The 26,292-nt window shown below is 38.0% G+C and carries 25 protein-coding genes; 1 reads left to right on the top strand and 24 read right to left on the bottom strand.

Features of this window, described 5'->3' with window-relative positions; genetic code table 11:
• Positions 1–5 precede the first annotated feature (5 nt).
• From EUBELI_RS04745 to EUBELI_RS04720, 6 genes are all read right to left on the bottom strand, one after another.
• On the bottom strand, positions 6–1,151 hold the full coding sequence (locus EUBELI_RS04745; protein ID WP_012739220.1) for a hypothetical protein: 1,146 nt from the start codon (positions 1,149–1,151) through the stop codon (positions 6–8).
• Between the two features lie 41 nt (positions 1,152–1,192).
• A complete protein-coding gene (proB, locus tag EUBELI_RS04740; RefSeq protein ID WP_012739219.1) occupies positions 1,193–2,044 on the bottom strand; it encodes a glutamate 5-kinase in 852 nt (283 codons plus the stop codon).
• A gap of 69 nt (positions 2,045–2,113) precedes the next feature.
• Positions 2,114–3,760: an NAD(P)/FAD-dependent oxidoreductase gene (locus EUBELI_RS04735; protein WP_012739218.1), complete on the bottom strand. Its 1,647-nt coding sequence runs from the start codon at positions 3,758–3,760 to the stop codon at positions 2,114–2,116.
• Between the two features lie 5 nt (positions 3,761–3,765).
• A complete protein-coding gene (locus tag EUBELI_RS04730) occupies positions 3,766–5,010 on the bottom strand; it encodes an aminoacetone oxidase family FAD-binding enzyme (protein WP_012739217.1) in 1,245 nt (414 codons plus the stop codon).
• A gap of 5 nt (positions 5,011–5,015) precedes the next feature.
• Entirely contained in the window at positions 5,016–6,554 is a 1,539-nt protein-coding gene (locus EUBELI_RS04725; protein WP_012739216.1) for a glycoside hydrolase family 43 protein, read from the bottom strand.
• On the bottom strand, positions 6,551–7,423 hold the full coding sequence (locus EUBELI_RS04720; protein WP_041688079.1) for an AraC family transcriptional regulator: 873 nt from the start codon (positions 7,421–7,423) through the stop codon (positions 6,551–6,553). Before EUBELI_RS04720 ends, EUBELI_RS04725 begins: the two co-directional genes overlap by 4 nt.
• A gap of 193 nt (positions 7,424–7,616) precedes the next feature.
• Here EUBELI_RS04720 and EUBELI_RS04715 point away from each other — a divergent pair, with 193 nt between their 5' ends.
• Positions 7,617–8,396 (top strand): ZIP family metal transporter, encoded by a 780-nt coding sequence (locus EUBELI_RS04715; RefSeq protein WP_012739214.1) that lies wholly within the window; start codon positions 7,617–7,619, stop codon positions 8,394–8,396.
• A gap of 31 nt (positions 8,397–8,427) precedes the next feature.
• Here the strand turns inward: EUBELI_RS04715 and EUBELI_RS04710 are convergent, their stop codons facing one another.
• The 18 genes from EUBELI_RS04710 to recG all read right to left on the bottom strand — a co-directional run bounded on the left by EUBELI_RS04710 (position 8,428) and on the right by recG (position 26,289).
• The gene (locus EUBELI_RS04710) at positions 8,428–10,401 is read right to left on the bottom strand and encodes an oleate hydratase (protein WP_041688078.1); all 1,974 of its coding nucleotides are present in this window, start codon (positions 10,399–10,401) and stop codon (positions 8,428–8,430) included.
• A gap of 149 nt (positions 10,402–10,550) precedes the next feature.
• The gene (locus EUBELI_RS04705) at positions 10,551–11,108 is read right to left on the bottom strand and encodes a TetR/AcrR family transcriptional regulator (protein ID WP_012739212.1); all 558 of its coding nucleotides are present in this window, start codon (positions 11,106–11,108) and stop codon (positions 10,551–10,553) included.
• A gap of 15 nt (positions 11,109–11,123) precedes the next feature.
• Positions 11,124–11,975, bottom strand: coding sequence for a DegV family protein (locus EUBELI_RS04700; protein ID WP_012739211.1), 852 nt, complete (start codon positions 11,973–11,975; stop codon positions 11,124–11,126).
• 17 nt (positions 11,976–11,992) lie between these two features.
• Complete coding sequence (locus tag EUBELI_RS04695; RefSeq protein ID WP_022098549.1) at positions 11,993–12,361, bottom strand: hypothetical protein; 369 nt, start codon at positions 12,359–12,361, stop codon at positions 11,993–11,995.
• Positions 12,362–12,423: 62 nt separating this feature from the next.
• Positions 12,424–12,804, bottom strand: a complete 381-nt coding sequence (cdd, locus tag EUBELI_RS04690) for a cytidine deaminase (RefSeq protein WP_012739209.1) — start codon at positions 12,802–12,804, stop codon at positions 12,424–12,426.
• A 12-nt stretch (positions 12,805–12,816) separates the two neighbouring features.
• Positions 12,817–13,326, bottom strand: coding sequence for an rRNA maturation RNase YbeY (gene ybeY, locus EUBELI_RS04685; RefSeq protein ID WP_012739208.1), 510 nt, complete (start codon positions 13,324–13,326; stop codon positions 12,817–12,819).
• A gap of 1 nt (position 13,327) precedes the next feature.
• A complete protein-coding gene (locus EUBELI_RS04680; protein WP_012739207.1) occupies positions 13,328–14,347 on the bottom strand; it encodes a PhoH family protein in 1,020 nt (339 codons plus the stop codon).
• Positions 14,340–15,524: a sporulation protein YqfD gene (locus EUBELI_RS04675; RefSeq protein WP_012739206.1), complete on the bottom strand. Its 1,185-nt coding sequence runs from the start codon at positions 15,522–15,524 to the stop codon at positions 14,340–14,342. The genes EUBELI_RS04680 and EUBELI_RS04675 overlap by 8 nt, the downstream gene beginning before the upstream one ends.
• Complete coding sequence (locus EUBELI_RS04670) at positions 15,508–15,804, bottom strand: YabP/YqfC family sporulation protein (RefSeq protein ID WP_012739205.1); 297 nt, start codon at positions 15,802–15,804, stop codon at positions 15,508–15,510. The genes EUBELI_RS04675 and EUBELI_RS04670 overlap by 17 nt, the downstream gene beginning before the upstream one ends.
• Positions 15,805–16,077: 273 nt before the next feature.
• Positions 16,078–16,254 carry a 30S ribosomal protein S21 gene (gene rpsU / locus EUBELI_RS04665; RefSeq protein WP_005539624.1) on the bottom strand — a complete coding sequence of 59 codons (177 nt, stop codon included), beginning with the start codon at positions 16,252–16,254 and terminating at the stop codon, positions 16,078–16,080.
• A 114-nt stretch (positions 16,255–16,368) separates the two neighbouring features.
• Complete coding sequence (gene alaS / locus EUBELI_RS04660) at positions 16,369–19,011, bottom strand: alanine--tRNA ligase (protein ID WP_012739203.1); 2,643 nt, start codon at positions 19,009–19,011, stop codon at positions 16,369–16,371.
• 16 nt (positions 19,012–19,027) lie between these two features.
• Positions 19,028–19,210 (bottom strand): hypothetical protein, encoded by a 183-nt coding sequence (locus EUBELI_RS04655; protein ID WP_012739202.1) that lies wholly within the window; start codon positions 19,208–19,210, stop codon positions 19,028–19,030.
• 69 nt (positions 19,211–19,279) lie between these two features.
• Positions 19,280–20,962, bottom strand: a complete 1,683-nt coding sequence (locus tag EUBELI_RS04650; RefSeq protein ID WP_012739201.1) for a MutS-related protein — start codon at positions 20,960–20,962, stop codon at positions 19,280–19,282.
• Entirely contained in the window at positions 20,959–21,696 is a 738-nt protein-coding gene (deoD, locus tag EUBELI_RS04645) for a purine-nucleoside phosphorylase (protein WP_012739200.1), read from the bottom strand. The genes EUBELI_RS04650 and deoD overlap by 4 nt, the downstream gene beginning before the upstream one ends.
• 60 nt (positions 21,697–21,756) lie before the next feature.
• Entirely contained in the window at positions 21,757–22,284 is a 528-nt protein-coding gene (locus EUBELI_RS04640) for an adenine phosphoribosyltransferase (protein ID WP_012739199.1), read from the bottom strand.
• Between the two features lie 80 nt (positions 22,285–22,364).
• Entirely contained in the window at positions 22,365–23,852 is a 1,488-nt protein-coding gene (spoIVA, locus tag EUBELI_RS04635; protein ID WP_012739198.1) for a stage IV sporulation protein A, read from the bottom strand.
• A 133-nt stretch (positions 23,853–23,985) separates the two neighbouring features.
• Positions 23,986–24,216 (bottom strand): hypothetical protein, encoded by a 231-nt coding sequence (locus EUBELI_RS04630; protein WP_012739197.1) that lies wholly within the window; start codon positions 24,214–24,216, stop codon positions 23,986–23,988.
• Positions 24,217–24,231: 15 nt separating this feature from the next.
• Positions 24,232–26,289 (bottom strand): ATP-dependent DNA helicase RecG, encoded by a 2,058-nt coding sequence (recG, locus tag EUBELI_RS04625; protein WP_012739196.1) that lies wholly within the window; start codon positions 26,287–26,289, stop codon positions 24,232–24,234.
• Between the last annotated feature and the right edge of the window lie 3 nt (positions 26,290–26,292).

The following is a 26,292-nucleotide window of genomic DNA, read 5'->3' as shown; positions in this document are numbered from 1 at the left end:
TCATTCTAATTAGTAAATATTATCAAATCATCACCACTTTCAGAACAACTGTTATACTCTGCTTTAGTTGACAGCATTGGATGATGAAGTTCAGATATGCGGTATACTTCAATATATTCTGAAGGCTTCTTAATAAAGAAAAATCTATGTTTCATTCTTGTTACTACAACTATATCATTAAACATATATCTGAATTTCATATCAGAATGAAGCCTGTATTCAGTCTTCTGCGTATTAAGATTAATAAAACAGGTACTTTTTTCCTCTCTCTTAAGTATATAAGGAGTATCATTAATAATATAAGTAAAACTTAAGTCCATAGCATGTTCAACATTATTATTCAGCCTTACCTGTTTAATCTTCGTAGATGTATCATATATAACAATTTCTTCTGACTGGCTCTTAAAATTATATTTTGAATAAATAATCTTTTCTGCACTTGCCTTAATATATGGAAATGTTGTTGCTTCATCAGACTTATCCAGTTCTTCTAAAGTAATCATACTGCCATTAAACGAAATTTCTGAAACAAACTGCTTGCAGTTAAGAAGTGCTATCTTTTCGGATGATTTACTGTCACGGATTTTCATCCTGTCTGCCCCGAATTTTATAATACAATTATTGCCACCGGCTGGAATAACCTTATATATTCCCATTTCATTTACAAATGTATCACTTAAATCGTTATCGGAATCAGCATTAATATCATGCATAAATATATCAATAAGCTGATTATCTTTATCCTGTTTCTGTATAAAGAAATAATTCGAATCCATTACATAAATGTAATATGTAATTTCATCTGCAATGTCTGTATTATCTATCTCCATGGTATAAACAGCTTCACTCTCATTACTCTCAAACATAAATCTGTATACAGTAAGAGATATCCTGCTTTCTGTAACAGATTCCATTGAAGTGAAAAATATATAATTTTTTTCACGACACGCATACCTGATTTTACAGAAATTATATTTCTTTATCTGTGCTGCCACTTCTGCTTTCTCGTTAGTTGCTGCATTCAGAATAAAATATTTTTTTCCTTGAAGTCCCTGATACTGATAATTATCATCTGTTATCTGCATTAAGAGTCTGTCATTGACAGGAAAAAATATACCCTTCTCCGAATTCTTCATCAGCTTAATATCCATGTATGACCTCCTGTTGTCGTCCAAGTAATCTTCAATCGGCCTTAATCTATAAGAGACATCAGGTCAAAATCAGATGCTCTGTGGTCTAAGAACAATGTTCCAACATTTTCCCCAGCCATAACCCTGATAATATTGTCAACATCATTACCATTAGTAATAATCATATCCGCCCCCGACAGTGTTGCAATCTTTCCTGCAATAAGCTTGGTTGTCATTCCGCCAGTCCCCATATTACTGCCGGATGAATCTTTACCCATTCCCATAAGCTTCTCATCAATCTCGTATACAGTTTCAACAAATTTTGCATTAGGATTAGTGTTTGGATCATCTGTATACAGACCATCAATATCAGATAACAGAATAAGAAGGTCCGCTCCGATAATTGAAGCAACAATTGCTGAAAGTCTGTCATTATCTCCAAAAGCCTGTAGCTGTTCAATCTCGTAAGTTGATACTGTATCGTTCTCATTAACGATTGGAACTGCCCCAAGCTTTAAGATTTCATTAAATGTATTCTGTGCATTAGTCCTGTTAACATCATTAACTATTGTGTTCTTGGTAAGAAGAACCTGTGATGCAACTGCACCATATTCTGCAAATATCTTCTGGTAAACCATCATTAACTTAGCCTGTCCTATGGATGCACATGCCTGTTTTACCGGAAGTTCTGTAGGTCTGTCACAAAGTCCTATAACAGCCCTTCCCACAGCTATTGCACCAGAAGAAACTAAAACAACATCTTTTCCTGAATTCTTAATATCAATAAGAATCCTTACAAGCTTTTCAATCTTTAAAAGGTCCAATCTGCCTGTCTGCTCATGCATAAGTGAAGATGAACCTATCTTTATAACAATTCTTTTCTTGTCTTTTATAAACTCTCTATAATTCCCCATATTTTAATATCTCCAGTAAAAAAATCAAATGCTGGTCTATTTTACTATATTTTTATTAAAAAGTCCATATTATCCCATACAAGCAGATGTTACTGCCATATATTCCGCAACCTTAACACCATCAACTGCAGCAGATGTTATGCCTCCTGCATACCCTGCACCTTCACCACACGGATACAATCCACATACTGATGTACTTACAAGTTCATCGTTTCTTATTATTCTTACAGGACTTGAGGTTCTGCTCTCAACGCCAGATAGTACAGCATCTTTCCTGTCGAAATCATGTATGAATTTTGAAAATCCATGCACGCCTTCAACAACTGAATCTGCCACATAAGAAGGTAATACATTCTTAAGATTAGCAAATGTATATTCTCCTTTTATGCAAGGCTCAACCTCTCCTAATTTCGTTGTTGTTATATTTTTTTCAAAATCGCCAAATAACTGTACCGGAACTTTTCCATTTCCTTCAGCATAAGCGTTTGCTTCTAACTGTCTCTGAAATTTTATTCCATCAAGTACTTCATGTCCGAAATCATCTGGTCCGACTGTAACAATTATTGCTGAATTAGCATTGCGGGAATCACGGCCTGAGTAACTCATTCCATTAACACATGTCCTGCCGTTCTCTGATGAAGCATTAACAACATAACCTCCTGGACACATACAGAAAGAATACACACCTCGTTCTTTATCTGTATTCTTCGTCTTGTAAGTAACTTTATAATCAGCCGCCGGAAGCTCATATGCAGCATCTGCATAAGCATTATAATTAATCATTTCCTGTGGATGTTCTATTCTTACTCCAACCGCAAAAGGCTTCGGCTCCATATTTATATTCTCACTGTGAAGATATTCAAATGTATCTCTTGAACTGTGACCTATTGCAAGGCACACTTTACTGCATTTTCTTACATACTCACCATCTTTGTCAGCTATGACAACGCCACACACTTTTCCGTCTTTAATCTCAATCTTTTTAAGACAGCTTCCAAAATTAACTTCACCGCCAAGCGCGGTAATATGCTGTCTTATATTCTTAATTACATCCGCAAGCACGTCTGTTCCTATATGTGGCTTATTGGCATACAGAATATCTTCTGATGCACCGAACTTTACAAAGCTCTGCAGAACATATCTTATTCTTCCAAATGTATCTGAAATCTGTGTGTTAAGCTTTCCATCAGAAAATGTGCCTGCTCCGCCTTCACCAAACTGCACATTACATTCTGTATCAAGCTCACCCGTCTCCCAGAACTGTGCAACCTTCTTAGTTCTTGTATCAACATCCTGTCCACGCTCATATACAACAGGTCTAAGCCCCGCTTTGGCAAGCTCAAGAGCACAGAATATTCCTGCCGGTCCAAATCCGATAACTACAGGTCTTTCATCTTCATTAACATTTTCTGTCGCATTAACAGGAAACTTATAGATAACCCTTTTAGACATAACAGCATTCTTGCAACATGATTTCTTAATTATATTCTCAAGCTTTTCTTCCCTGCCGGAACGCACCACCTTATACACTTCGACACTGTATATATGCATAACCTGAGGCTTGTGTCTGCAGTCAAGTGACCTTTTTGCTATTTCATAATCAATCTGTGCATCTTTTCCAAGTCTTAATTCTTTTCTTATAATTCCTTCTAAAAATGCTGTATCTTTATCAGGAGATATCTTTATATTACTAATCTTAATACATTTCTTTTCCATTATTCTTATTCCTGTCTGTTACAATAATCAAACGCTGACTTAGCAGCAACCACGCCGCTGCTCCATGCCCACTGAAGGTTATAACCACCACATCTGCCGTCTATATCCACAAGCTCCCCTGCAAAGAATATCCCAGGGTTATCAACTGATTCAAGATTATAATTCAGTCCGGATACATCAACACCACCCTGACATACCTGTGCATAATCATTTCCCTTATATCCTGTTATATGGTAGTGGAGGGATTTCATATATCTTGCAAGTCTCTGGCATATGTCGTCATCTATATCAGAAGCTGATGAATTACCCTCGATTCCAACATCTTTACATATCATCATTACAAGCTTTTTATTAAACAACCCTGACAGGCTTTCGCTTACTGACTGATGCTTTCTTGTATTAACAGCACATTTTAGCATTGATAAAAGGTCATCTTCTTTAATATCTGCTGCCACATCAACAAGAGCTTCAACCCTCTGACCTTCTTCCATCGCCCTGACAGCAAAACGACTCACCTGAAAAACAGGGATTCCTGATATTCCATAATCAGTAAACTGAATCTCGCCAGTATCCTCAGCAACCACTCTGCCTGCAACCATAATCTTAACATTTCCAAGTGCTCTTACACCCGTTGCAAGCTTCATATTCTTCTTGTCCGATTCAAGTGCCGTAAGAGCCGGAAGTGGCTTAACAACTTTAACTCCAAGTTTCCTGACAAGCTTATAACCGCTTCCATCAGAACCAGAAGACGGTGAAGCCGCCGAACCGCATGCAAGAATCACTGTCTTAGTCTTAATTGTATTAGTCTTCGCACCCTCAAGCTGTAACACATATTCGCTGCCTGCCCTGTCAATTTTTTTAACAGATGTCTCAAAAAAAACCGGAATATCAAGTGCCTGTATCTTTCCTGTAAGCGCCAGCGCCACAGAAGCCGCCATCTCTGACCTCGGATACAGATAACCGTTACGTTCCTTCTTATATACACTTAAGCCCTCAAAAAAATGTATTGTATCATCAACATTAAACCTGTTAATAATCTCCATCGCATAATCTGCGTTATTGTTCTGATACATTTCCTTAGTCATAAATGTATTGGAGAAATTACATTTGCCATTCCCAGTCTTTAATATCTTAGTTCCAAGCTTTGCTGTGTGTTCTATAATCACAGTCTGCATATTATTCTCTTTACATTGTATGGCAGCCATCATTCCGGCTGCACCTCCGCCTATAACCACACAATCAAAACTCATAAAATCTAGTCCTCATATTCAAAATAATCAAAATCTGCCGGAATCCTGCTTCCGCAGCCACCATTATTGGCATATATTCCAACAAGCGTTCCTGTATGACGCTTTCTGTCATCAGGCACACCCTCATCGCACAGATATATGCAATTTTCAAGCACTCCTGCTGGTTCCCATTGTTCACCATCATAGCTGTAGAAAAAGCTTCTTGTCAGTTTATCAACTACAACCTTTAAGTATATGCTCTGCTCCTTTATATTGTCCACCTGTGAGATAAGCTCCTCGCCATGGTTTCTGTTAATCACAAGCTGCAATTTTCTTCCATTCTCATAACACAATGACAATCTTGCATAAGTCGCAGTACTGTAATAACAGGTAAGACCTGCCTGTTCTCCGTCCTTTTCAGGATAGAAGTCAAGCTTTGTATGTGCTGTATACGATAATTCCTGTTCTCTTCTTACAAGAGTATTCTTAGCCCTTATCTCATTAAGAGTTCCGTCCATTGTCCAGAGCCTTAAATATCCTTTTCTTTCTGTAAGAGAATAATTACCCTTAACAGGATTTCTTACAAACTCCCAGTTAAGATTAAGAGTATCATCATCAAAATCATCTCTTGTCCACTTTTCAAATGTACATTCAGGTAATTCAGGTGCTTTCTGTGTAAGGCTTGGTCCTTTCCTGTCATTAATCACGAACCAGCCATCTGAAAGCCATGTTACAGGGTCAAGTGCTGTCTCTCTTCCTATTGTTGTATAATTGCCCTGATTAGGTCTTCCACACAGATAATAGCACCACCAGCTTCCGTCCTGTGTCTCAATTATATTGCCATGTCCTGTTCTCTGAATCGGTGCATCTGGATTAAACTGTCTCAATACAGGATTGTATGGTGATTCCTCATATGGTCCATACAGATTCTTTGAACGAGCAACATTGATTCCATGTCCATAGCCTGTACCGCCTTCCGCAAGCATTGCATAATAATACTCACCCTTCTTAAAAATGTGTGGTCCTTCCGGACATCTCTCTCCAGTTCCTGACCATACACACACACTTTCACCTGTAACCTTAGTGCAGTCATCACTGAGTGGTAAAAGATTGATTCCCGGACTTATAAGAAGATACTTCTTACCGTCATCATCAACAAATAAAGATGGGTCAATATTGTCAACCTCAAGCCAGGCTGGCTTTGAATATGGTCCTTGTGGCTTATCTGATGTTACAACAAGCTGGCGTCTTAATACATTATTATCTCTTTTGCCATCTCCGTTAAGCCTTAAAGTTGCCATTATAATGAATTTACCATCAACATAATTAATATCCGGTGCCCATATGCCATGTGAGTCTTTAATATCTCTTAAATCAAGTTCTTCTGAATCTGTAATTGCATGTCCAATTACATGCCAGTGAATCATATCCTTGGAATGGCTGATTGCAATTGCAGGGAAATACTGAAATGTTGAATTAGCCATATAATAGTCATCTCCAACTCTTACTACCGAAGGATCTGGAAAGAATCCTCTCTGTACCGGATTGTTATACATATCACTCATATCGTAAACTCCTTTTCTTTAATATATTTTCTGAATTTTGCAGGTGTCATGTTGTATTTCTCAGTAAATATCCTGTAAAAATATCCTTTGTTTCTATATCCGACTTTCTTTATAATCTCATCAACATCCATTGAATCTTCTTTTAAGAGAATGGCCGATTTGTTCAATCTGCAATCCTGCAGATATTCCGTGAAAGTCATACCTGTCTGTGCCTTTAAAAACCTGTTGAAATAATCCTCCTGATAACCGAATCTTTCAACAAGCATATCTATTGTAACATCTTTCATATTATCTTCAATAAAATCTGTAATTTCCTGATGCAAAAGCCAGTTAATTTTCTTTCTTATGTATCTTGACTGTGCATACTCATATACTGTTCCTAGCCGCCACAGAATCCTAAGCATAAGCCCCTGACATATATATGCAGACGCCATATCCGCCACACCACACTCGCTTATCATAGCAGTAAGCATATCCTTAAGCTCATTATCATAATCATCTTTATAGCCAAAATGTATATATCCGCTGTTCTTTAACACTTTAACAAGCTCTTTAATATAATCCACCGCCTGTTTATCCGCCATAGCATTACTTATAACTGCATTAATAATCTCATCTGACACTTCGAGTCTTATTACAAATGTGTCATCTTCCTCAAAGCTTTCCTTATGTACACACCCCGAATCAATAAAGCATACATCGCCTTTCTTTATATGCACCTTATCCCCACATACATGCTCAGTAAGGCTTCCATCAGACACATATAAAAGCTCCGCATATCCATGTTTATACATGTCAGTTTCACTACCTGCCACATACCTGTTCACATGAAACAAAAAGCTGGTTCCTTTATCAACTACATTCCCCATATCTGACACCTCCAACTTGTATAGAAACATTCTATCACAAAAAGTCGTTGTAGGAAACTTTTATTTCAAAAAGTCGTTGCAGGTAACTTTTGGCGTATTATCACTCTCTTTCGATAAAACATTTGTAATATAAACCCTTAAATGCTATAATAATTATGTTAGTTATGCCTAACTTACATAGAAAGGAGCTTTTATGTCAGAATTTATAATATTAGCAATTCCTTTTATCGGAACATCTCTTGGCTCTGCCATGGTGTTCTTCTTAAAAAAACGGATTGCCCCAAAGTTTGAAAAAATGCTTTTAGGATTCGCGGCAGGAGTTATGATTGCCGCATCAGTATGGTCTTTGCTGATACCATCTATAGATATGTCAAAAGGAAGCAGTGCTCCGGAATGGCTGGCTGCACTGGTTGGTTTTCTCGCAGGAATATTCTTTCTTCTGCTTCTTGATACTGTCATTCCACATATGCATATTGAAAGCAAGAATCAGGAAGGTATTAGAACCAATTCCATATCAAAAACTACCATGATGCTTTTCGCTGTGACATTACACAACATCCCCGAGGGAATGTCAGTCGGTGTTGCATTTGCCGGCGCAATGATGAAGGATTCAGGAATAACTGCTACTGCTGCAATGGCACTTGCAATTGGTATAGCAATACAGAATTTCCCAGAAGGAGCAATTATATCAATGCCATTATGTGGTGAGGGCATGAGTAAGAAGAAAGCATTCATATGCGGAGTGCTTTCTGGTGTTGTTGAACCTGTCGGCGGATTCATAACAATTCTTATTGCTGGTATTATCACGCCTGTTCTTCCTTATCTGCTTTCTTTCGCAGCAGGAGCTATGATGTATGTTGTAATAGAGGAACTTATTCCTGAATCACAGAACGGCGAACACAGCAATATAGGAACTATAGGTGCCGCTGTAGGATTTGCACTTATGATGGTTCTTGATATAGCATTGGGATAGTGATTACTCAATCACTATCCCACAATCCTCGCTAATATTTCATATAATCTTTAATTACATCATGGTCTTTTAACACCTTTTCAATAACAGTTCCTTTTATCTTCTTTAAGACAACCTTCTTGATAACATTAAGCGGTCCTAAATCAATCTCTAATGGTGATTTGCCATCCATAAGCTTAACAGATGAATCAAGCAGGTCTCTTACATCATATACACTACCCCAGACCTCAGGAACACCTCTGTCTACGCCAAGCAGTCCATATACAGCCTCCATTGCAGTTCTGACTGAATACTCTGTCGTAAATATTGTGTCCCTCGGAGTCTCAGCAAACTGTCCAAGAAATGCAAAATTAACGCAGCCATCAGGAATAACATCAGGTCTGTCACCTTTTCTTCTTGGCATGAAAAATGCAGTAATAAATGGCATCATTGTTGGTGTAGTGTTACAGTGGTTCTTAGCAAGCTCATCAATCTCTTCAACAGGAACGCCAAGATGATACAGCCATTCTGCTGTAATCTCTTCACCTGTACACTCTTTCATAGGCTTCTTGATATAATCACCATCAACATCAGTAAACAGGCTGTATACCCATACACACACCTCATCCTTCTTCTGTTCCTTAAACTGTCCCTGTCTGTTAATTGTCCAGCTTAAAAGCCAGCTTGAATCCTTACAGCTGACAATTCCGCCTGTAACAACATTTCCAGTTCTTGGATCCCTCTTACATATTTTCTTAATGTAAGAAATAATCTTCTCATCGCTTGTTGTAACAGTTGCAGACTCCCAGTTAGACTTTGATATATCACCACAGAACTTCTCTGGGTGTCCAAATGAACTGTCCTGTGCTGCAATATTCTTCCACAGACTCCAGCAACCGCTTGTTCTTACCTCTGCATTACCTACAGGTGCATGTGTATGGTCACCATATATAGTACCTTCTGTACAGCTTCCATTAGTAACGAACACCAAATCATTCTCAGTAAGATCAATTGACTTAGTCTCACCTTTTACAGTACATTCAATAGTCTTTGCAATCTTCTTTCCATTCCTGAAATCAAAGATTACATTATCAACTCTTGTGTTAAACCTGAACTCAACACCTGCATCTTCAAGGTATTTCTGCATAGGCAAGATAAGTGATTCATACTGGTTATACTTGGTAAACTTCAATGCTGAGAAATCAGGAAGTCCGCCTATATGATGGATAAATCTCTGAATATAAAGTTTCATCTCAAGCGCACTGTGCCAGTTTTCAAATGCGAACATCGTACGCCAGTACAGCCAGAAATCTGAATCAAAAACTTCCTCATCAAAGAAATCTTCAATTGTCTTATCATACAAATCCTCATCTTTAGTGAAGAACAGCTTCATTATTTCCATACAGCCCTTCTGGCTTAAATTAAATTTGCCATCTGTATGTGCATCTTCACCTCTGTTTACAGTTGCCCTGCAAAGAGAATAATTAGGATCATGCTTGTTAAGCCAGTAATATTCATCAAGTACAGAAACTCCCGGAGTCTCAATAGACGGAATACTTCTGAACAAATCCCACAGACATTCGAAATGATTCTCCATCTCTCGTCCGCCACGCATTACATAACCTCTTGTAGGATCATTAATTCCATCACATGCACCGCCTGCAATATCCATAGCCTCAAGTATGTGAATATTCTCACCCTTCATCTGTCCATCTCTTACAAGAAAGCACGCTGCAGCTAATGCACCAAGACCACTTCCTACAATATAAGCTGATTTATCATCAACTCCTTCTGGTTTTTCCGGTCTTGCAAATGCTTCATAGTTACCATTAGAGTAATATATTCCCTTACTATTCTTAGTATATTTCCCTCTTTCAGTATTACGGAACTCCTCATGTGCTCTTTTCTGAATGTCTTTAGTTACCTTCCTCTGCTCATTCCTTTTGTTCTTTTTTGATACAACTGCCGCACCTGCCCCCAATGCAAGAATAGAAGCTGCTCCTAGTTTTAACGCCTTTTTGCTCATAATCTTTTCCACCTTTCTGTGCTTTCTTATTTATTTTTGCCATTTTTTATTATATTTAGCATACATTTTTTCTCTAAATAAAAAAACAGGCAAAGCATGTACTTTGTCCCAAAATCGAACACTTTACATGTTTTGTCTGTTTTTAATAACTAATTATTAGCTTCACACAGATTAATCATTGTATCAATCGTTGCATCAAATGATTCAGAAAAACGCTTAATAAGATCTTTATCATATGGCGGCATTCCATCGCCTATCCATCTTGACACAATTCCAACAATAGAATAGCTGTAAAAGCTTGTTATATACTCTCTGTCATCTTCTGTAAGCTTATGGTCTTTAGAATATTTCTTAACAAAAAGTCCAACAAGATATTCTGTTGTATTATGCAGATATTTCTCAATAATATCCCTGTTCCTGGAATTATACACATGAATAACTGCTGCACGATACTCAATAATAACAGAAGCTGCCTTACTATATGTCTCATAAAAAGTTGCATCTTCCGTAATATTAATATTCTTTTCTGTCTCTTCTATAAGAACACTGTCAAGCACATCATATATATCACTGAAATAATAATAAAATGTATTCCTGTTAATTCCACATTCCTCACATATATCTGTAACCGTTACCCTGTCAATATTCTTACGCTTTAGCATATTAAGAAAACAGTCCATTATTGCTTTTTTCGTAAATTTAGCCATACATTTCTCCTGAAATTACTCACCTGCAATAAAAAGAACTCCTAATGTTCCCGGACCACAATGAGAAGATATAACGCCGCCTGCCCTTGTTTCATATATTTCATCAAACACATCAAGTTGTTTAAGATAATTCTTTACTTCATCAACTATCTCTTTATCACAGCCAGAGTGTGTAATGAATACACGGTCTTTCTTAGCCTTCTTAAGGTCTTCTTCCATATCCTTAACATAATCCAGTACAACATTCTTCATGCGTCCTCTGTACTTCTTTCCAGGATTCATCTTTCCATTATTAACTTCAATTCTTGGATGAAGTTTAAGTACACCGCCAGCCATGGCAGCCAGTCCGCTGCATCTTCCTCCTCTGTGAAGGTAAGTAAGCGTATCGACAACAAAGCTTGCCCTGACTCTCGGTCTTAATTCTAATATATTCTTCTCAATGTCAGCTGCAGACATGCCTTTTCCTGCCATAACAGCAGCCTCGACAACAAGATGTCCTATTCCTGTAGACAGATTCTCAGAGTCAATTACATGAATCCTGTCCTCTGCCTCAAGCTCTCTTGCCGCAAGTCTAAACACATTAGCTGTAGTTGACATATCCTCTGATATTGCAAATGCTACAATATCCCGGTCTTTCTCAAGAACACATTTAAACATCTCTATTGTATCATCAATAGACACCGCCGATGTCTTAGGTGTTGTCTTATTCTCATCTGCCCATTCATATATCTTATCTGGCGTAATATCAATTCCATCCCTATATTCATCATTGCCTAGCAGAATGTGAAGTGGAATAACTGATATATCAAGCTTGTCTATAAGTTCCTTAGTCAAATCACTTGTACTGTCCGAAATAATCTTAACCATGTAAATGTATATCCTTTCTAGCTGCTATATGTCTGCAGAAAATCATACAGCTGTGCTTCTCCTTCAAAATATATTCCTTTAGTCAGTCTTTCTCTTATATCATCTGGAAGTGAATCAATGTTAATATCTGCATAATCATAGAACACTTCTCGTCCTTCATCCGCAATATTTCTGTATATTCTTAAAGTTTCTCTTTCGTACTTAAGCACATACTGGTACTCTTCACTTTCAGTTACTTTAGTCACCTGCGAGCTTACCTCTTCTTTAAAATGCTGATTAGAAGGCTTCTTATTATCTGTTACCACAAGTATAAATATTGCAAGTACTACAGCTATTACAGCCATAGTCATAATCACAACATAAAGCCAGAATGATTTCTTATTCATCAATACTCCCTCCTGTAAGTTGTCCTTACTGGGAAGTATTAACATTTATAAGCAATATTATACTATAACGAAAAGCTGTCTGGCAGAATTTCACTCATTGTATAAGTCTTAAGCCCGCCGCCTTCCTCAACAATAATTCTTGTATCAGGATTGAAAAATTCAGACATCACCTGTCTGCATATTCCACACGGATAAGCAGGCTGGTCTCCTGAACATACAATAGCAATCGCCTTAAAATCCTTTACACCCTCACTGACCGCCTTAAATATTGCAGTTCTTTCTGCACAGTTAGTAGCCCCGAAAGAAGAATTCTCAATATTACAGCCTATAAATACCTGTCCATCAGTACTTAAAAGTGCCGCACCAACTGCAAAATGTGAATACGGTGAATATGAGTTCTCAAGTGCCTCTTTAGCTTTAGCAACAAGTTCATTATCTGTCATATATGTCACCTCTTAACGGGTAATTCCAAGTCTTTCAAGTACTTCATTCTGCTTTGCTTCCATAACTGCACTTTCTTCTGGTGTCATGTGGTCATAACCAAAAAGGTGCATCATACTGTGTGCTGTAAGAAATGCCAACTCCCTTTTTTCAGAATGACCATACTTGTCCGCCTGTTCCTTAATCTTCTGAACGCACAGAACAATATCTCCAAGAAGAAGCTCTCCTGTATCAGGATTGAAATAATCCTCAGCATTGTTTTCTAACTCGTCCTCAATTGCATCAAAATCCGAAGGTGTAACATAATTAACTCCCGGAAATGAAAGTACATCTGTCGGAGAATCAATATTTCTGTATTCCTTATTAATCTCGTGGATAGATTCACTGTCAACAATTGTTACATTAACCTCTGCTTCATAAGGACATTTTTCATAATCAACCGCCTCATTGACAACATCAGTAATTATCTTCTCATAATCTAAGTCAAGCTTTTCCTCGGCTTCGTACTCTATATTAATAGTCATATCAATTTTTTCTCCTTCCTGTCTGACTTCCCTTTCTTGCTTCTCTTCTCTTGGCAGCCTTAGCCTGATTCTCCTCGTAATCCTCATATGCCTTGACAATCTTCTGTACAAGAGGATGCCTTACAACATCTTTATTCGTAAGCTTTATAAATGCTATCTCTTCAACCTTGGATAAAACCTTAGTCGCAATCTCAAGACCTGACACGGTATCCCTTGACAGATCCTTCTGTGTCATATCACCTGTAACAACAACCTTTGAGCCGAATCCAATTCGTGTAAGGAACATCTTCATCTGTGCAGGTGTTGTATTCTGTGCCTCATCAAGAATAATAAATGCATTGTCAAGTGTACGGCCTCTCATATATGCAAGCGGTGCAACCTCGATAAGACCTTTTTCCATATTGGCATTAAAGCTCTCTGCACCCATAATCTGGAAAAGTGCATCATACAGAGGCCTGAGATACGGATCAACCTTACTCTGCAAATCTCCCGGCAGGAATCCGAGCTTTTCACCAGCCTCAATCGCAGGTCTTGTAAGAATAATCTTGTTGACCTCATTATTCTTAAATGCATTAATAGCCATCGCCATAGCAAGGTATGTCTTACCTGTTCCTGCCGGTCCTACTCCGAACACAATCATCTTATCCCTTATGGCGTCAACATATTCTTTCTGTCCGAATGTCTTAGGCTTGATAGGCCTTCCTGCAATCGTCCTGCACACTGTATCAGAATCAATCTCAATCAGTGAATCAGCCTTTTCTTCAAATGACTGTGCAATGGAATAATCAACATTCTGTCTTGTAATCTGGTTGCCTCTCTTAGACAGCTCATACAGATAATTAAGTACTCCTGATGCTCTCTGCACTGCTGCCTCTGCACCTATAACCTTCACAGAGCTGTCTCTTACAATAATCGTAACCTTAAGTGTTTTCTCTATAACCTTCGCATATTCATCAAACTGTCCAAATATATTGGAGCAGTGTTCTACCGGTATATTAATAAGACTCTCTACCTCACTCATCAGATGTCTCCACCTTTCTAACATCAAAATCCGCAGGAACAGTTGCATCAATATCAGCATGTGCAATATACTTATCCCCGCTTCTTTCTATATTAACATGATAATCATTTATTTGCACTTCATTTTCTTTCAAATGTTTTATAAATCTCTCAGCTTTTTCATTAAGAATAGCCGCTGCTTCCTCCTCACTATACTCAGTCTCATTTTCCTTATACTCATTAAGAGTAATCTTCTGTACACATACAGGAAGTGCAATAAAATTAGCAATCTTTATATTCCCCTCATTAACAACCTTGTCATACTCTTTTAAATGTCGTGGAAAGCCGAGAGAAATTTCATATTTATCTATGCTTATGGCATATGTCGTCATCTTTCGTCCAGTATATATTTTATCGGCATATACCGCATTTATCTCCTTATCCCATGATAACTGCGTTCTTATCAGAATATCCGCCTGAGCCTGCGTCTGGAATTGCTGTATATTCTCCTCGTAATCATCAGGAACATACAATGTATTCTCAACAAGTATATCGCCTTCTGATACCTCGTCACCAACAGTGACCTTCGGTGTTCCGCTTCTTGTTATAATGTATTCAATAACACCGGAATATCCTGATATTATATTGCCATCATTAGTGGTGCTGTGTAGCTCATCAGCTTTAGATTCATCAATGCTGACTTTCAGAATATTTCCCTCAATCCGTACATTAACCCATGTAACCTGCGACAGTTCATTTTTAATTGCCTTCTCAATATTTTCTGTATCTATATTCTTAACTTTATCACCTGTGCTGATGCCATGCTCTTTAAGAAACCTGCGCATTGAATCATCTGTATATATGTAATTTCCATCAAATTCAATACTCCACACGAATCTGCTGGCAATGAACATCAATACAAATGCAGTGGCAAAGCCAGCAATTATCGAATAATTTCTTCTGTATCTTGCAAAAAGAAACTCTATATCATGTTTCTTTAAAACTTTAATATGAACATGACATTTTCTTCGCAATTCCTTAGTCTTGAAATAATCCTGTCTTGTTATTCTCGCTCTTATTGTCTCTTTCACACACTGGCAGTTATATAATGTAATCCCGCGCCTGCAGCACAGATTAACGAACCTTTCCCGCTCCCATCCGGATATTTCAATAACAATATAATTATGTATCCTTTTCATCAGCCTCTCCTTTTAGAGAAACTTTGCCAATGCGTCCCCTAAGAAGGATTTCGTCCTGATTCATATGGTATATCACAAGATTGCTCCCGCTTACCCTTATATTGCCTATCTTCGTAGAAACCTTAAGATATTCGCTTGAATACTCAAGTATACCTCTGTAATTCTCTATAAAAACCTCGCAGTCACCCAGCATTGATATAACAGGAAGTCCTGCAACAACATCTCTGCTAAGATCACACATCTGTCCGAGCCTTATACCGCTGCTGATAAAATCGACCATATAAGCAGACTTCCAAAATCTTTTTATATTCTATGCTGTTATCCTTTAAAGTATGATTTTAGTCTGTCATTATATTTCCTATTTCTAATTCTTTAATAAAACTCTCTTTAATATCCGTTATATGTTGTCTGAAATAGTTGTGATTTGTTGCTTCAAAATTAAGTATCCTGTTAAGTTTATAATTGAGGCTTTCCAGTAAAACCGGATTTTTTATTATAAATCCAAAAAGAGCGATGCCTAAGCATCGCTCTCTCATGTCAAAAATATTAATTATTAGTTGAACTTACGTTTTCTAGCTGCTTCTGACTTCTTCTTACGTCTTACGCTTGGCTTCTCGTAATGTTCTCTCTTACGAATTTCCTGCTGAATGCCTGCCTTAGCACAGTTTCTCTTGAATCTGCGTAATGCGCTATCTAAAGACTCGTTTTCTTTAACGATGACATTTGACATACTACTTCCTGACCACCCTTCTGTTGCAAATTGTGCGCCAAACTACATAAATAGGGTATTTACTAATCGCACAAAAAACATTATATCACATTTTTGCAAATCGTCAAGCCCCAATTATCCAATCTGTTCAAGAATTGTATCAGGTACTTTAGCAATAAGCTCATCAATACCGGCAGGGTTCTTACCACCAGCCTGAGCCATATTAGGACGGCCGCCACCGCCACCGCCAACAATAGGAGCAAGAGCCTTGATAAGGTTACCAGCATGAGCACCCTTGGCAATAACATCGTCTGTTGCCATCGCAATAACGCTTACCTTATCAGCACCCTGTGCGCTGACGATAACAACAACTCCTGAACCAATCTCACCCTTTAACTTATCACCAAGGTTTCTTAATTCATTCATATCAACACCGTCAACCTTAGTTGCGATATACTTAACACCGTTAACTTCCTTGATATCTCCTGCTGTATCTCCAAGTGCATTATTAGCAAGCTCGGCCTTAAGCTTCTCATTCTCACTCATAAGGGACTTAATCTCATCATTCATAGCTGCAATCTTCTTAACAAGCTGTACCGGCTCTGCCTTGGCTGCCTTAGCTGCCTCTTCAATAGTCTTCTCAAGTTCAGCGTAGTACTTTATAACACCCTTATCTGTAAGAGCCTCAATTCTTCTTACGCCTGCAGCAACACCTGCCTCAGATACAATCTTGAAAAGTCTGATATTAGCTGTATTAGCAACATGAGTACCACCACAGAATTCCTTAGAGAAGTCTCCCATAGCAACTACTCTTACCTTCTCGCCGTACTTCTCACCGAAAAGTGCCATAGCTCCTGTCTTCTTAGCTTCCTCAATTGTCATTACATCAGTAACAACAGGAATAGCCTCTGCAATCTTTTCATTAACAATATCTTCAACCTTAGCAATCTCTTCCTTAGTCATGCTCTGGAAATGTGTAAAGTCAAATCTTAATCTGTCAGGATCAACGTATGAACCCTTCTGCTCAACATGATCACCAAGAACAATTCTTAAAGCCTTCTGAAGAAGATGTGTTGCACTGTGGTTCTTGCATGTATCTGCTCTGTAAGCAGGTGAAACTTCCATTGTTGCAGTATCTCCAACCTTCATCATGCCCTTAGTCATAGTTCCGACATGACCAATCTTGCCACCCTTTAACTTGATAGTAGTCTCAACAGCAAATTCTCCTTCAGATGTCTTAATAACACCCTTATCGCCTTCCTGACCACCCATAGTAGCATAGAATACAGTCTCATCTACAATAACAGTTCCCTTATCACCCTCAGATAAAGCGTCAACAACTTCTTCCTCTGTTGTAAGAACTGTAATCTCAGATTCATTAGTAAGCTTGTCATATCCGACAAACGCGCTTGTTATAGCAGGGTCAATCTCATCATATACAGTTGCGTCTGCACCCATATAGTTAGTTACCTTACGGGCATTTCTTGCCTTAACTCTCTGCTCTTCCATAGCTGCATTAAATCCAGCTTCATCAATTGTAATATTCTTCTCTTCAAGGATTTCCTTAGTAAGATCCATAGGAAATCCGTAAGTATCATAGAGCTTAAATGCGTCTGCTCCTGATAATACATTTTCACCCTTAGAAGCAAGTTCAGCTTCCATATCATTAAGGATGCTTAATCCCTGGTCGATAGTCTTATTAAACTTATCTTCTTCTTCAGAGATAACCTTAGTAATAAATGTTCTCTTTTCCTCTAATTCAGGATAACCGTCCTTAGAGCCTTCAATTACAGTTTCACAAAGCTTAGATAAAAACTTTCCTTCAATACCTAGAAGTCTTCCATGTCTTGCAGCTCTTCTTAAAAGTCTTCTTAAGACATATCCTCTTCCTTCGTTAGATGGCATAATTCCATCACTTACCATAAATGTTACTGAACGGATATGGTCTGTGATAACACGGATAGAGACATCCTGCTTCTCATCTTCCTTATACTTAACTCCAGCCATCTCACAAACCTTGTTGCGAAGTGCCTGTAATGTATCAACATCAAATATAGAATCAACATCCTGCACAACAACTGCAAGTCTTTCAAGTCCCATACCTGTATCAATGTTTTTCTGGATAAGGTCTGTGTAATTGCCATGTCCGTCATTGTTAAACTGTGAGAATACATTGTTCCATACTTCCATATATCTGTCACAGTCACAGCCTACTGTACAGCCTGGCTTACCACAGCCATATTTCTCACCACGGTCATAATATATCTCAGAACATGGACCGCAAGGACCAGCGCCATGCTCCCAGAAGTTATCTTCCTTACCAAATCTGAATATTCTTTCAGGTGCAATACCGATTTCCTTATTCCATATATTAAATGCTTCATCATCATCCTGATATATAGAAGGGTATAATCTGTCTGGATCAAGTCCTACAGTCTCTGTTAAGAACTCCCATGACCAGTGAATAGCTTCGTCCTTAAAATAATCACCAAATGAGAAGTTACCGAGCATCTCGAAGAATGTACCATGTCTTGCTGTCTTACCTACATTCTCGATATCACCTGTTCTTATACACTTCTGACAAGTTGTAACTCTTCTTCTTGGTGGAATCTCCTGTCCTGTAAAATATGGCTTAAGTGGAGCCATACCTGAATTAATGATAAGCAGACTGTTATCATTATGTGGAACTAAAGAAAAGCTCTTCATTTTCAAATGTCCCTTGCTCTCAAAGAAATCAAGGTATAATCTTCTTAATTCATTCACACCTCTGTACTGCACTTTAACTTCCTCCTGATTATTCAGTAATCTCTTTCTCTTTATTCTCCGATGCAGCCATCTTAGCTGCCTTCTTGGCATCTGCTGCCTTTCGGAGCTTACCACCTACGAATACTGCAAGTACCAGTAACGCAAGCATTATAACAAATCTTACCACTTCGTAAGCTATCTCACCTACGAGTACGCCGACTAACCCAACCATATTATTACCTCCACGAATTATAATAAAAGCCTTCGCAATAATTTATAATATCACAAGCAACAACATTTATCAAGATTTCCAGTTTCCATCTGTCAGGAAATGCATTGCACGCTGTTCGGCTCCCTTAATTATATTCTTATCATACCCTATAACATTAAGAAGCTTGATTGCATTCCTTGTTGTTGCAGGTCCGGCATACAGCTTATAATCAAACTTAACCTCATCCTCAGTAACTTCCTCCTGAAAATGATAGTTGCTGTAACAGTCCTTAAGTATTGTTGTAAGCTCAATATCATGTGTTGCTGCAAAGCACAACGCCCTGCCTGTATTAAGATTCTTTAATATCTCTGATGATGCTGCAATTCTCTCAACAGTGTTAGTTCCACGAAGTACCTCATCAATAAAACATAGAACTGTTCTACCTTTTTTACCAACTGCATCAAGAATTCTCTTTAATGACTTAATCTCAACAATATAGTAACTGTCTGAATTAGCAAGGTCATCCCTTAATGCCATTGAAGAATATATCCTATATACCGGAGCAATGTATTCTTTGGAAAGACTTGTTCCTATAGTCTGTGCCAGAATACTGTTGATTGCTATTGTCTTTAAAAATGTTGATTTACCCGAAGCATTAGAACCTGTAAGGAGAACATTTCCTTTAGTTGTTATTGAATTGCACACAGGATTATCTATAAGCGGATGATACACTTCTTTCACACTAAGGTTATTAGTATTCTCCATAAATTCAGGCTTACAGTAAAATGGCAGGCTTTCCCTGAATGATGCAACAGCAATTGATGTCTCTATGAATCCAAGTGTATCTACAAGGTTATATGCATCCTCACTTTTGGCAGTTATAAGCTTTGTCATCTTATTAAACTTCACAATATCCATGTGCGTTATCATTCTTAGATAATCAAGTACAACCTCTCCGATTGAACCATCAACATTGCCTGACTCAATCATCCATGAGCCTTTTGTTACTTTAGAAAAGCTCTTTAATATCTCTTTAAGCCTGTTACACTCTGGTTCAAGAAAACTTATATTGCTTTCACATATATCTTCAGATGCCGATGCCATTTTCACAATAACATTAATACATTTGAAATAATTCTCAATCTTAGCCTTATACTTGTAATAAGTAATTATTGAAAATGCTACCGACGCAATTATGAGCCATATTCCAAGCACCGGAGTTACAAGAACCGTAACAAGAATTGAAGCTATAAGAAATACCCACGCAAGATAATGCACAATATTACTTCCCTGCTCTATATCCATTATATAACCGATATAATCTGTAACTGCAATCTTACGGCTTTTTCCCATATTCATAAATATCTTCTGGATTGTAATTCTTTCCTTTTCATTAGCTGTGAATTCATCTGCAAGCCTGTCCAGTTCGTGAAGCTTTTCTGCATCTGCAACCGGTTCTCTTAACATCTTATATAGATATTCCTGTCCAACAGATGAATTAGTATTATTAATACATTTAAATACTTCATCCATGCCAAGATCATTCCATGTTATATCATCAATCATAGATTCACTCGGATTACCTTTGGCATAATGCGATATATATTCAAAACTCTCATCTGTTCCCTTGTATACAGCACGTTTGCCCCACGCTTTCTTTATGGTATTCTCCGCTGCCTTCTTCCGCTTAATACTGCTGCTTACACATACATACACGCCGATTGCAACAGCCAGCAGTACAAAAACAATAATCTCTAAATCTGTATCTGTCATAAAGCCTCCATCTGCCTGTTATTCTGCAATCTGACTGCAGTTTCAAGAGCTGTCTCCATCATTTTAGTAAATCCTGTCTGTCTCTCCTGTGCTGACAGCTTCTCACCCCTGTAGAGATGGTCACTTATTGTAAGAATAGTAAGTGCATGTTTTCTGCATCTGGCAGCAGTCATATACAACGCTGCTGACTCCATATCAACTGCAAGCACACCCATCTTCTTCCATCTGTCATTAACTGTTGTATCATCATTATAAAACACATCTGATGCCAGTACATTGCCAACTTTAACCGAAAAATGTTTTTCTTCTGCAACATCATATGCAGTCTTTAAAAGCGTAAAATCAGCTATCGGCGCATATATGCCCGGAAGATTGTACTGTGCCGCAAAGTTAGAATCAGTGCATGAGCCCATTCCAAGTACAATATCCATAAGATTAAGGTCATCATCAAATGCTCCCGCTGAACCAATCCTTATAATATTATCCACATCATAAACATTATATAATTCATATGAATATATTCCCATTGAAGGCATTCCCATACCACTTCCCATAACAGATACCCTGCATCCGTTATAAATTCCTGTGAATCCTGACATATTGCGGACCGTATTAAAGCAGCTTACATCTGTAAGATAATTATCTGCTATATACTTTGCCCTTAAAGGATCTCCCGGCATAAGAACTGTCTTTGCTATATCTCCTGTCTGTGCTTCATTATGTGGTGTCCCCATATCTGCCTCCTGTTATCAATCTTAAAAAGGCTGCTTTATATAATAAAGCAGCCCGAATAATTATTTACCTGGGTATTTAATTACTGACTCGACATCATATCCTGCAATCTTATCTCTTCCTTTAAGTCCTTCAAGCTCCATAAGAAAAAGAACTTTCACTACTTCTCCTCCAAGCTCTTCTACAAGCTTGATAATAGCTTCTGTTGTTCCGCCTGTAGCAATCAGATCATCAACAATAATAACCTTCTGTCCCGGAGTAATCGCATCCTTATGCATCTCTATAGTAGCTGTACCATATTCAAGTTCATAATCTGCTGATATAGTCTCACACGGAAGCTTTCCCTTCTTTCTTACAGGAACAAATCCCTTACCGGTATTATATGCAACAGGAACGCCAAATATAAACCCTCTTGATTCTGGTCCTACTACAACATCAAATTCTGTATCCCCTATAAGATCTGTAAGACCGTCTATTGCAAGCTTTAATCCCTCAGGACTCTGGATAACACTTGTAACATCCCTGAATATAATCCCCGGTTCCGGGAAATCAGGTATACTTCTTACATAATCTTCAACTTTTTTACTCATAATGTGTATATCCTCCTTAGTTTTGACACACAAATATATTTAGTATTTTATCATATTATAAGCCCTAAATAAAGCATTTTTTACACAATAAGACACACAAGTCCTGAATTCTCATTCATTACTTTTTCAATTGTATCGCCAATCTTTCCCATGCTCTCAGTTGTCATATTATGTGTTTTTTCATATATTCCGTCTGATACAATCTGTTCTATTGTCTTTCCAAATATATTGGTATCCCAGATTCCGTCCGGATTATCTTTCATATTTCCTTTTATATATTCAATCAGATCTTCTGCCTGATTCCTGTTTCCAACAATCGGGGCAATTTCAACCATTATTTCTGTCTTAAGCAGGTTAATAGACGGAACTTTAGCTTTTATCTTAACTCCATATTTATTGCCATTCTTAATCACTACTGGCTCATCCAGTTGTATATTTTCTTTTGAAGGTGTAACAACTCCAAAGCCATTAAGATTAACTTCGCTTATTGCATCACCAAAGCTTCCCAGTTCATTCTTCTTGTCTGAAAGAGATTTAATCATATCTATAAGCTCATGCTCATTATTAATCTGCGTTCCTGTAAGTTCACTTAATATTTTATAATACAGATCTTTCGAAAGCTTAAATTCAATTTCAACCCTCCCTGTTGACATATCAACATTTTTCACATCAATCTTTTCTATGTATTCGCATGTATTATTCAACTCAAGATACGCATCCTTCATAACATTTATATTATCAAGAATCGAAAGTGCCGCATCTACTATATGCATCTTAAGCCAGTGTGATGACTCAAGTACTTCAACCCATGCAGGTGCATAAAAATCAAGCTGTGATACCGGAAATTCTTTAAGCACACCTGATATAACCCTGTCAACATCTTCTTTTCTTAGTTGGTCACAATTAAGAGCATAGACATTTACACCATATTTTTCTTTCATAGCTTCTGCAAGCTGCACAGATTCTTTAGCATAAGGCTTCACACAGTTTAATATCACAACAAACGGCTTTGAAATCTTTTTCAGCTTATCTATAGCCATCTGCTCCGCGTTGACATAATTATCCCGTTCTATTCCTGTAAATGAGCCATCTGTTGTAATAACGATTCCAATAGTAGAATGCTCCTCTATCACCTTTTCAGTACCAATCTGTGCTGCCATTGAAAATGGAACCGGCTCTTTTGACCATGGAGTATTAACCATTCTCTCTTTGCCATTCTCCTCTGCTCCCATTGCGCCATCAACCATAAATCCAACACAGTCAATTGCACGCACTTTAATCTTAATATCATCAGCCATGCAGATTGCTGCACTCTCACCAGGTATAAACTTAGGTTCAGTAGTCATAATCGTACTTCCAGCACTACTCTGTGGCAGTTCGTCGATTGTGCGTTGTTTCTCGTTAGCATCTGCAATCTCAGGAATTACACATAGATCCATAAATCTTTTTACAAATGTCGACTTTCCTGTCCGTACAGGACCCACCACACCAAGATATATCTCCCCATTAGTGCGTTTCTTTATATCCTCGTACAGATTAAAGTTTATATTTTCCTTTCTGTCTGACATACTTTCCTCCCTGTAATTAAAGCGGTACATAAAAAATTATGCCTTCCGCATATACTTGTAAAAAATATATGTGAAAAGCATAATTTTTATTCTGCATTTAATTGTAATTTTGCTTAATTCCGAATAGTCTCAATTATTCATCAAATTCCGCAAGCACATAATAACCCCTGCTTGTCTCTCCAACCTCTTTAACAATTCCATGTCTTGACTTTAACCTGTCAGGTGTTGAATAGTTTCCTGACATTGCGACTGCCGGCTCTATCGTATAATAATAACTGCTAGGAAGCTTACCCTCCGTAATATCTACCTCATCTCCTGGCTTGACAAGATTAGGTCTGCTCATTGTGAATTCCATCTGTCTCATGTGCATACATCTCCTTTACAGATTAATCTTTTCTAAACATTTAATCGTATACTCTGCAACCTTCTGCTTTAGATATACATTATTCTCAAGCTTTAACTCAGGATCTTTCTTTAGCATATCTTTCGCTGCATCTGACGCTTCCTTTAATGTCTTTGCATCAGTAAATACATCTGCTATTCCGAAATCAAAATCACCGCTCTGCCTTACCCCGAAGAAATCTCCCGGTCCACGCAGTCTTAAATCTTCCTCAGCTATCTTGAATCCATCGTTGGATTTATTAAGAATTTCCAGTCTTTTTCTTATCTTCTCTGACTTATTGCCTGTAACAAATATACAATATGACTGATATTCTCCTCGCCCAACACGGCCTCTTAACTGATGAAGCTGTGCAAGCCCAAATCTTTCCGAATTCTCTACCATCATAACAGTGCTGTTAGGCACATTTACACCAACCTCGATAACTGTAGTTGATACTAGCACATCCGTTTCATGTGCTGCAAATCTTTCCATCACCTCATTCTTTAACGATGGACGCATCTTTCCATGAAGATATTCTATCCTTATATCTGGAAGTTCTTTCTTAAGCATTGCCGTGTAATCAACAACATTTTCGGCCTCTACAGCCTCACTGTCCTCAACCATCGGACATATTACATAGCATTGTCTGCCGGAAGCAACCTGCTTGTGTATAAATGTATACGCCTTCGGTCTGTAGCTTTCATCCACAACACAATTCTTTATAGGAAGTCTGTTCGCAGGCATCTCATCAATTATTGATATATCAAGGTCACCGTACAGTATAATTGCCAGAGTTCTTGGTATTGGCGTTGCACTCATTACAAGAATATGCGGGCTTTTCCCTTTCTGCGAAAAGTCACGGCGCTGGTTTACTCCGAATCTGTGCTGCTCATCTGTTATAACAAGTGCCAGTTCTTTATATTCAACCTTTTCCTGTATCAACGCATGCGTTCCTACTATTATTCCGGCAGTTCCATCTGCAATCCTTGCATATGCTTCCTTTTTCTGTTTCGCTGTCATTGAACCAACAAGAAGTTCAACTCTGATATCAAGTCCCGCCTTTTCAAAGCCTTTAACAAACGATTCATAATGCTGTCTTGCAAGAACCTCTGTTGGTGCCATCAATGCTCCCTGATATCCTGCAATAACCGTATTGATAAGTGCAATTGTTGCAACAACTGTCTTTCCTGAACCTACATCTCCCTGTATCAGACGGCTGCACAGGTGTTCACCTGACATATCTTGTGCAACCTCTGACACAGTCCTTAACTGTGCATTGGTAAGTGAATATGACAGGCTTTCAAGGAATTGATCCTTTTCTTTGCTTTCTGGTATTACATAGCTGTTCGGTATGTGTTCATTTGCACTCTTTAATGAAAGAGTTGCTAGCGTGAATAAAAAAAACTCTTCAAATGCAAGTCTGTGTCTCGCCTGAACATATTCTTCCATTGTCTTAGGAAAATGTATATTAACAATACTGAAATTATGCTCAGCAAGCGAATATCTCTTTCTTATATAATCAGGTATATATTCCTTTTCAAGTCCCGCGCTGTATTTTTCAAGTGCCTGTGCAACTGCCTTAGTAACAGTATTGTTAGTAAGACCTTTAGTCAGAGGATATATTGGCTGCAGTGTTCCCTGAAGTTCCTTATACTGGGCAAGTGTATACATTTTCGGCTGTTCTAATAACCAGCCTCTTTTATTAACCAGCCTTCCCCTGAATACATATCTTGCGCCAAGCCTTAATGTATTCTTTAAAAATGGCATATTATACCAGCTACATTTTATGGAGTCGCCATTATAATCCTTTATAGTCACAGTTAATATCTTAAGCCTGCCGCTCCCATATATATCCGGGCTTTTGCATACCTGTCCTTCAACAGCTACCTCTGTATGCTCTGATTCATGGCTTATATCTTTAACAAAAACAGGCTCATGGTATACATCGTAATCCCGTGGGTATAACCCCACGAGATCCGATACTGTGTATACCGAAAGCCTGTTAAAATTCTCAGCTGTCTTAGCGCCGATTCCCTTTAATTCTGTTATATTCATAAT

Origin of the sequence: [Eubacterium] eligens ATCC 27750, from assembly GCF_000146185.1 — a bacterium.
Classification (GTDB): domain Bacteria; phylum Bacillota; class Clostridia; order Lachnospirales; family Lachnospiraceae; genus Lachnospira; species Lachnospira eligens.
Note: the sequence above shows the minus strand (reverse complement) of the source record. Positions and strands in the feature narration are given on the sequence as shown.

Bases quoted from the DNA above. Each gene is read 5' to 3' on its own strand.
- EUBELI_RS04640 (WP_012739199.1), bottom strand. From the start codon at position 22,284: ATGAGTAAAAAAGTTGAAGATTATGTAAGAAGTATACCTGATTTCCCG.
- EUBELI_RS04720 (WP_041688079.1), bottom strand. From the start codon at position 7,423: ATGGGGAATGTAGTTGATAAAGGAACCAGCTTTTTGTTTCATGTGAAC.
- EUBELI_RS04710 (WP_041688078.1), bottom strand. From the start codon at position 10,401: ATGAGCAAAAAGGCGTTAAAACTAGGAGCAGCTTCTATTCTTGCATTG.
- EUBELI_RS04670 (WP_012739205.1), bottom strand. From the start codon at position 15,804: ATGGTCGATTTTATCAGCAGCGGTATAAGGCTCGGACAGATGTGTGAT.
- EUBELI_RS04695 (WP_022098549.1), bottom strand. From the start codon at position 12,361: ATGAATAAGAAATCATTCTGGCTTTATGTTGTGATTATGACTATGGCT.
- spoIVA (WP_012739198.1), bottom strand. From the start codon at position 23,852: ATGTCAGACAGAAAGGAAAATATAAACTTTAATCTGTACGAGGATATA.
- EUBELI_RS04715 (WP_012739214.1), top strand. From the start codon at position 7,617: ATGTCAGAATTTATAATATTAGCAATTCCTTTTATCGGAACATCTCTT.
- ybeY (WP_012739208.1), bottom strand. From the start codon at position 13,326: ATGACTATTAATATAGAGTACGAAGCCGAGGAAAAGCTTGACTTAGAT.
- rpsU (WP_005539624.1), bottom strand. From the start codon at position 16,254: ATGTCAAATGTCATCGTTAAAGAAAACGAGTCTTTAGATAGCGCATTA.
- EUBELI_RS04700 (WP_012739211.1), bottom strand. From the start codon at position 11,975: ATGGTTAAGATTATTTCGGACAGTACAAGTGATTTGACTAAGGAACTT.
- EUBELI_RS04675 (WP_012739206.1), bottom strand. From the start codon at position 15,524: ATGAAAAGGATACATAATTATATTGTTATTGAAATATCCGGATGGGAG.
- EUBELI_RS04730 (WP_012739217.1), bottom strand. From the start codon at position 5,010: ATGAGTTTTGATTGTGTGGTTATAGGCGGAGGTGCAGCCGGAATGATG.
- EUBELI_RS04725 (WP_012739216.1), bottom strand. From the start codon at position 6,554: ATGAGTGATATGTATAACAATCCGGTACAGAGAGGATTCTTTCCAGAT.
- EUBELI_RS04735 (WP_012739218.1), bottom strand. From the start codon at position 3,760: ATGGAAAAGAAATGTATTAAGATTAGTAATATAAAGATATCTCCTGAT.
- EUBELI_RS04680 (WP_012739207.1), bottom strand. From the start codon at position 14,347: ATGAGTGAGGTAGAGAGTCTTATTAATATACCGGTAGAACACTGCTCC.
- EUBELI_RS04745 (WP_012739220.1), bottom strand. From the start codon at position 1,151: ATGGATATTAAGCTGATGAAGAATTCGGAGAAGGGTATATTTTTTCCT.
- cdd (WP_012739209.1), bottom strand. From the start codon at position 12,804: ATGACAGATAATGAACTTGTTGCTAAAGCTAAAGAGGCACTTGAGAAC.
- EUBELI_RS04655 (WP_012739202.1), bottom strand. From the start codon at position 19,210: ATGGTTGGGTTAGTCGGCGTACTCGTAGGTGAGATAGCTTACGAAGTG.
- EUBELI_RS04630 (WP_012739197.1), bottom strand. From the start codon at position 24,216: ATGAGACAGATGGAATTCACAATGAGCAGACCTAATCTTGTCAAGCCA.
- EUBELI_RS04705 (WP_012739212.1), bottom strand. From the start codon at position 11,108: ATGGCTAAATTTACGAAAAAAGCAATAATGGACTGTTTTCTTAATATG.
- deoD (WP_012739200.1), bottom strand. From the start codon at position 21,696: ATGGGGACACCACATAATGAAGCACAGACAGGAGATATAGCAAAGACA.
- recG (WP_012739196.1), bottom strand. From the start codon at position 26,289: ATGAATATAACAGAATTAAAGGGAATCGGCGCTAAGACAGCTGAGAAT.
- proB (WP_012739219.1), bottom strand. From the start codon at position 2,044: ATGGGGAATTATAGAGAGTTTATAAAAGACAAGAAAAGAATTGTTATA.
- EUBELI_RS04650 (WP_012739201.1), bottom strand. From the start codon at position 20,962: ATGACAGATACAGATTTAGAGATTATTGTTTTTGTACTGCTGGCTGTT.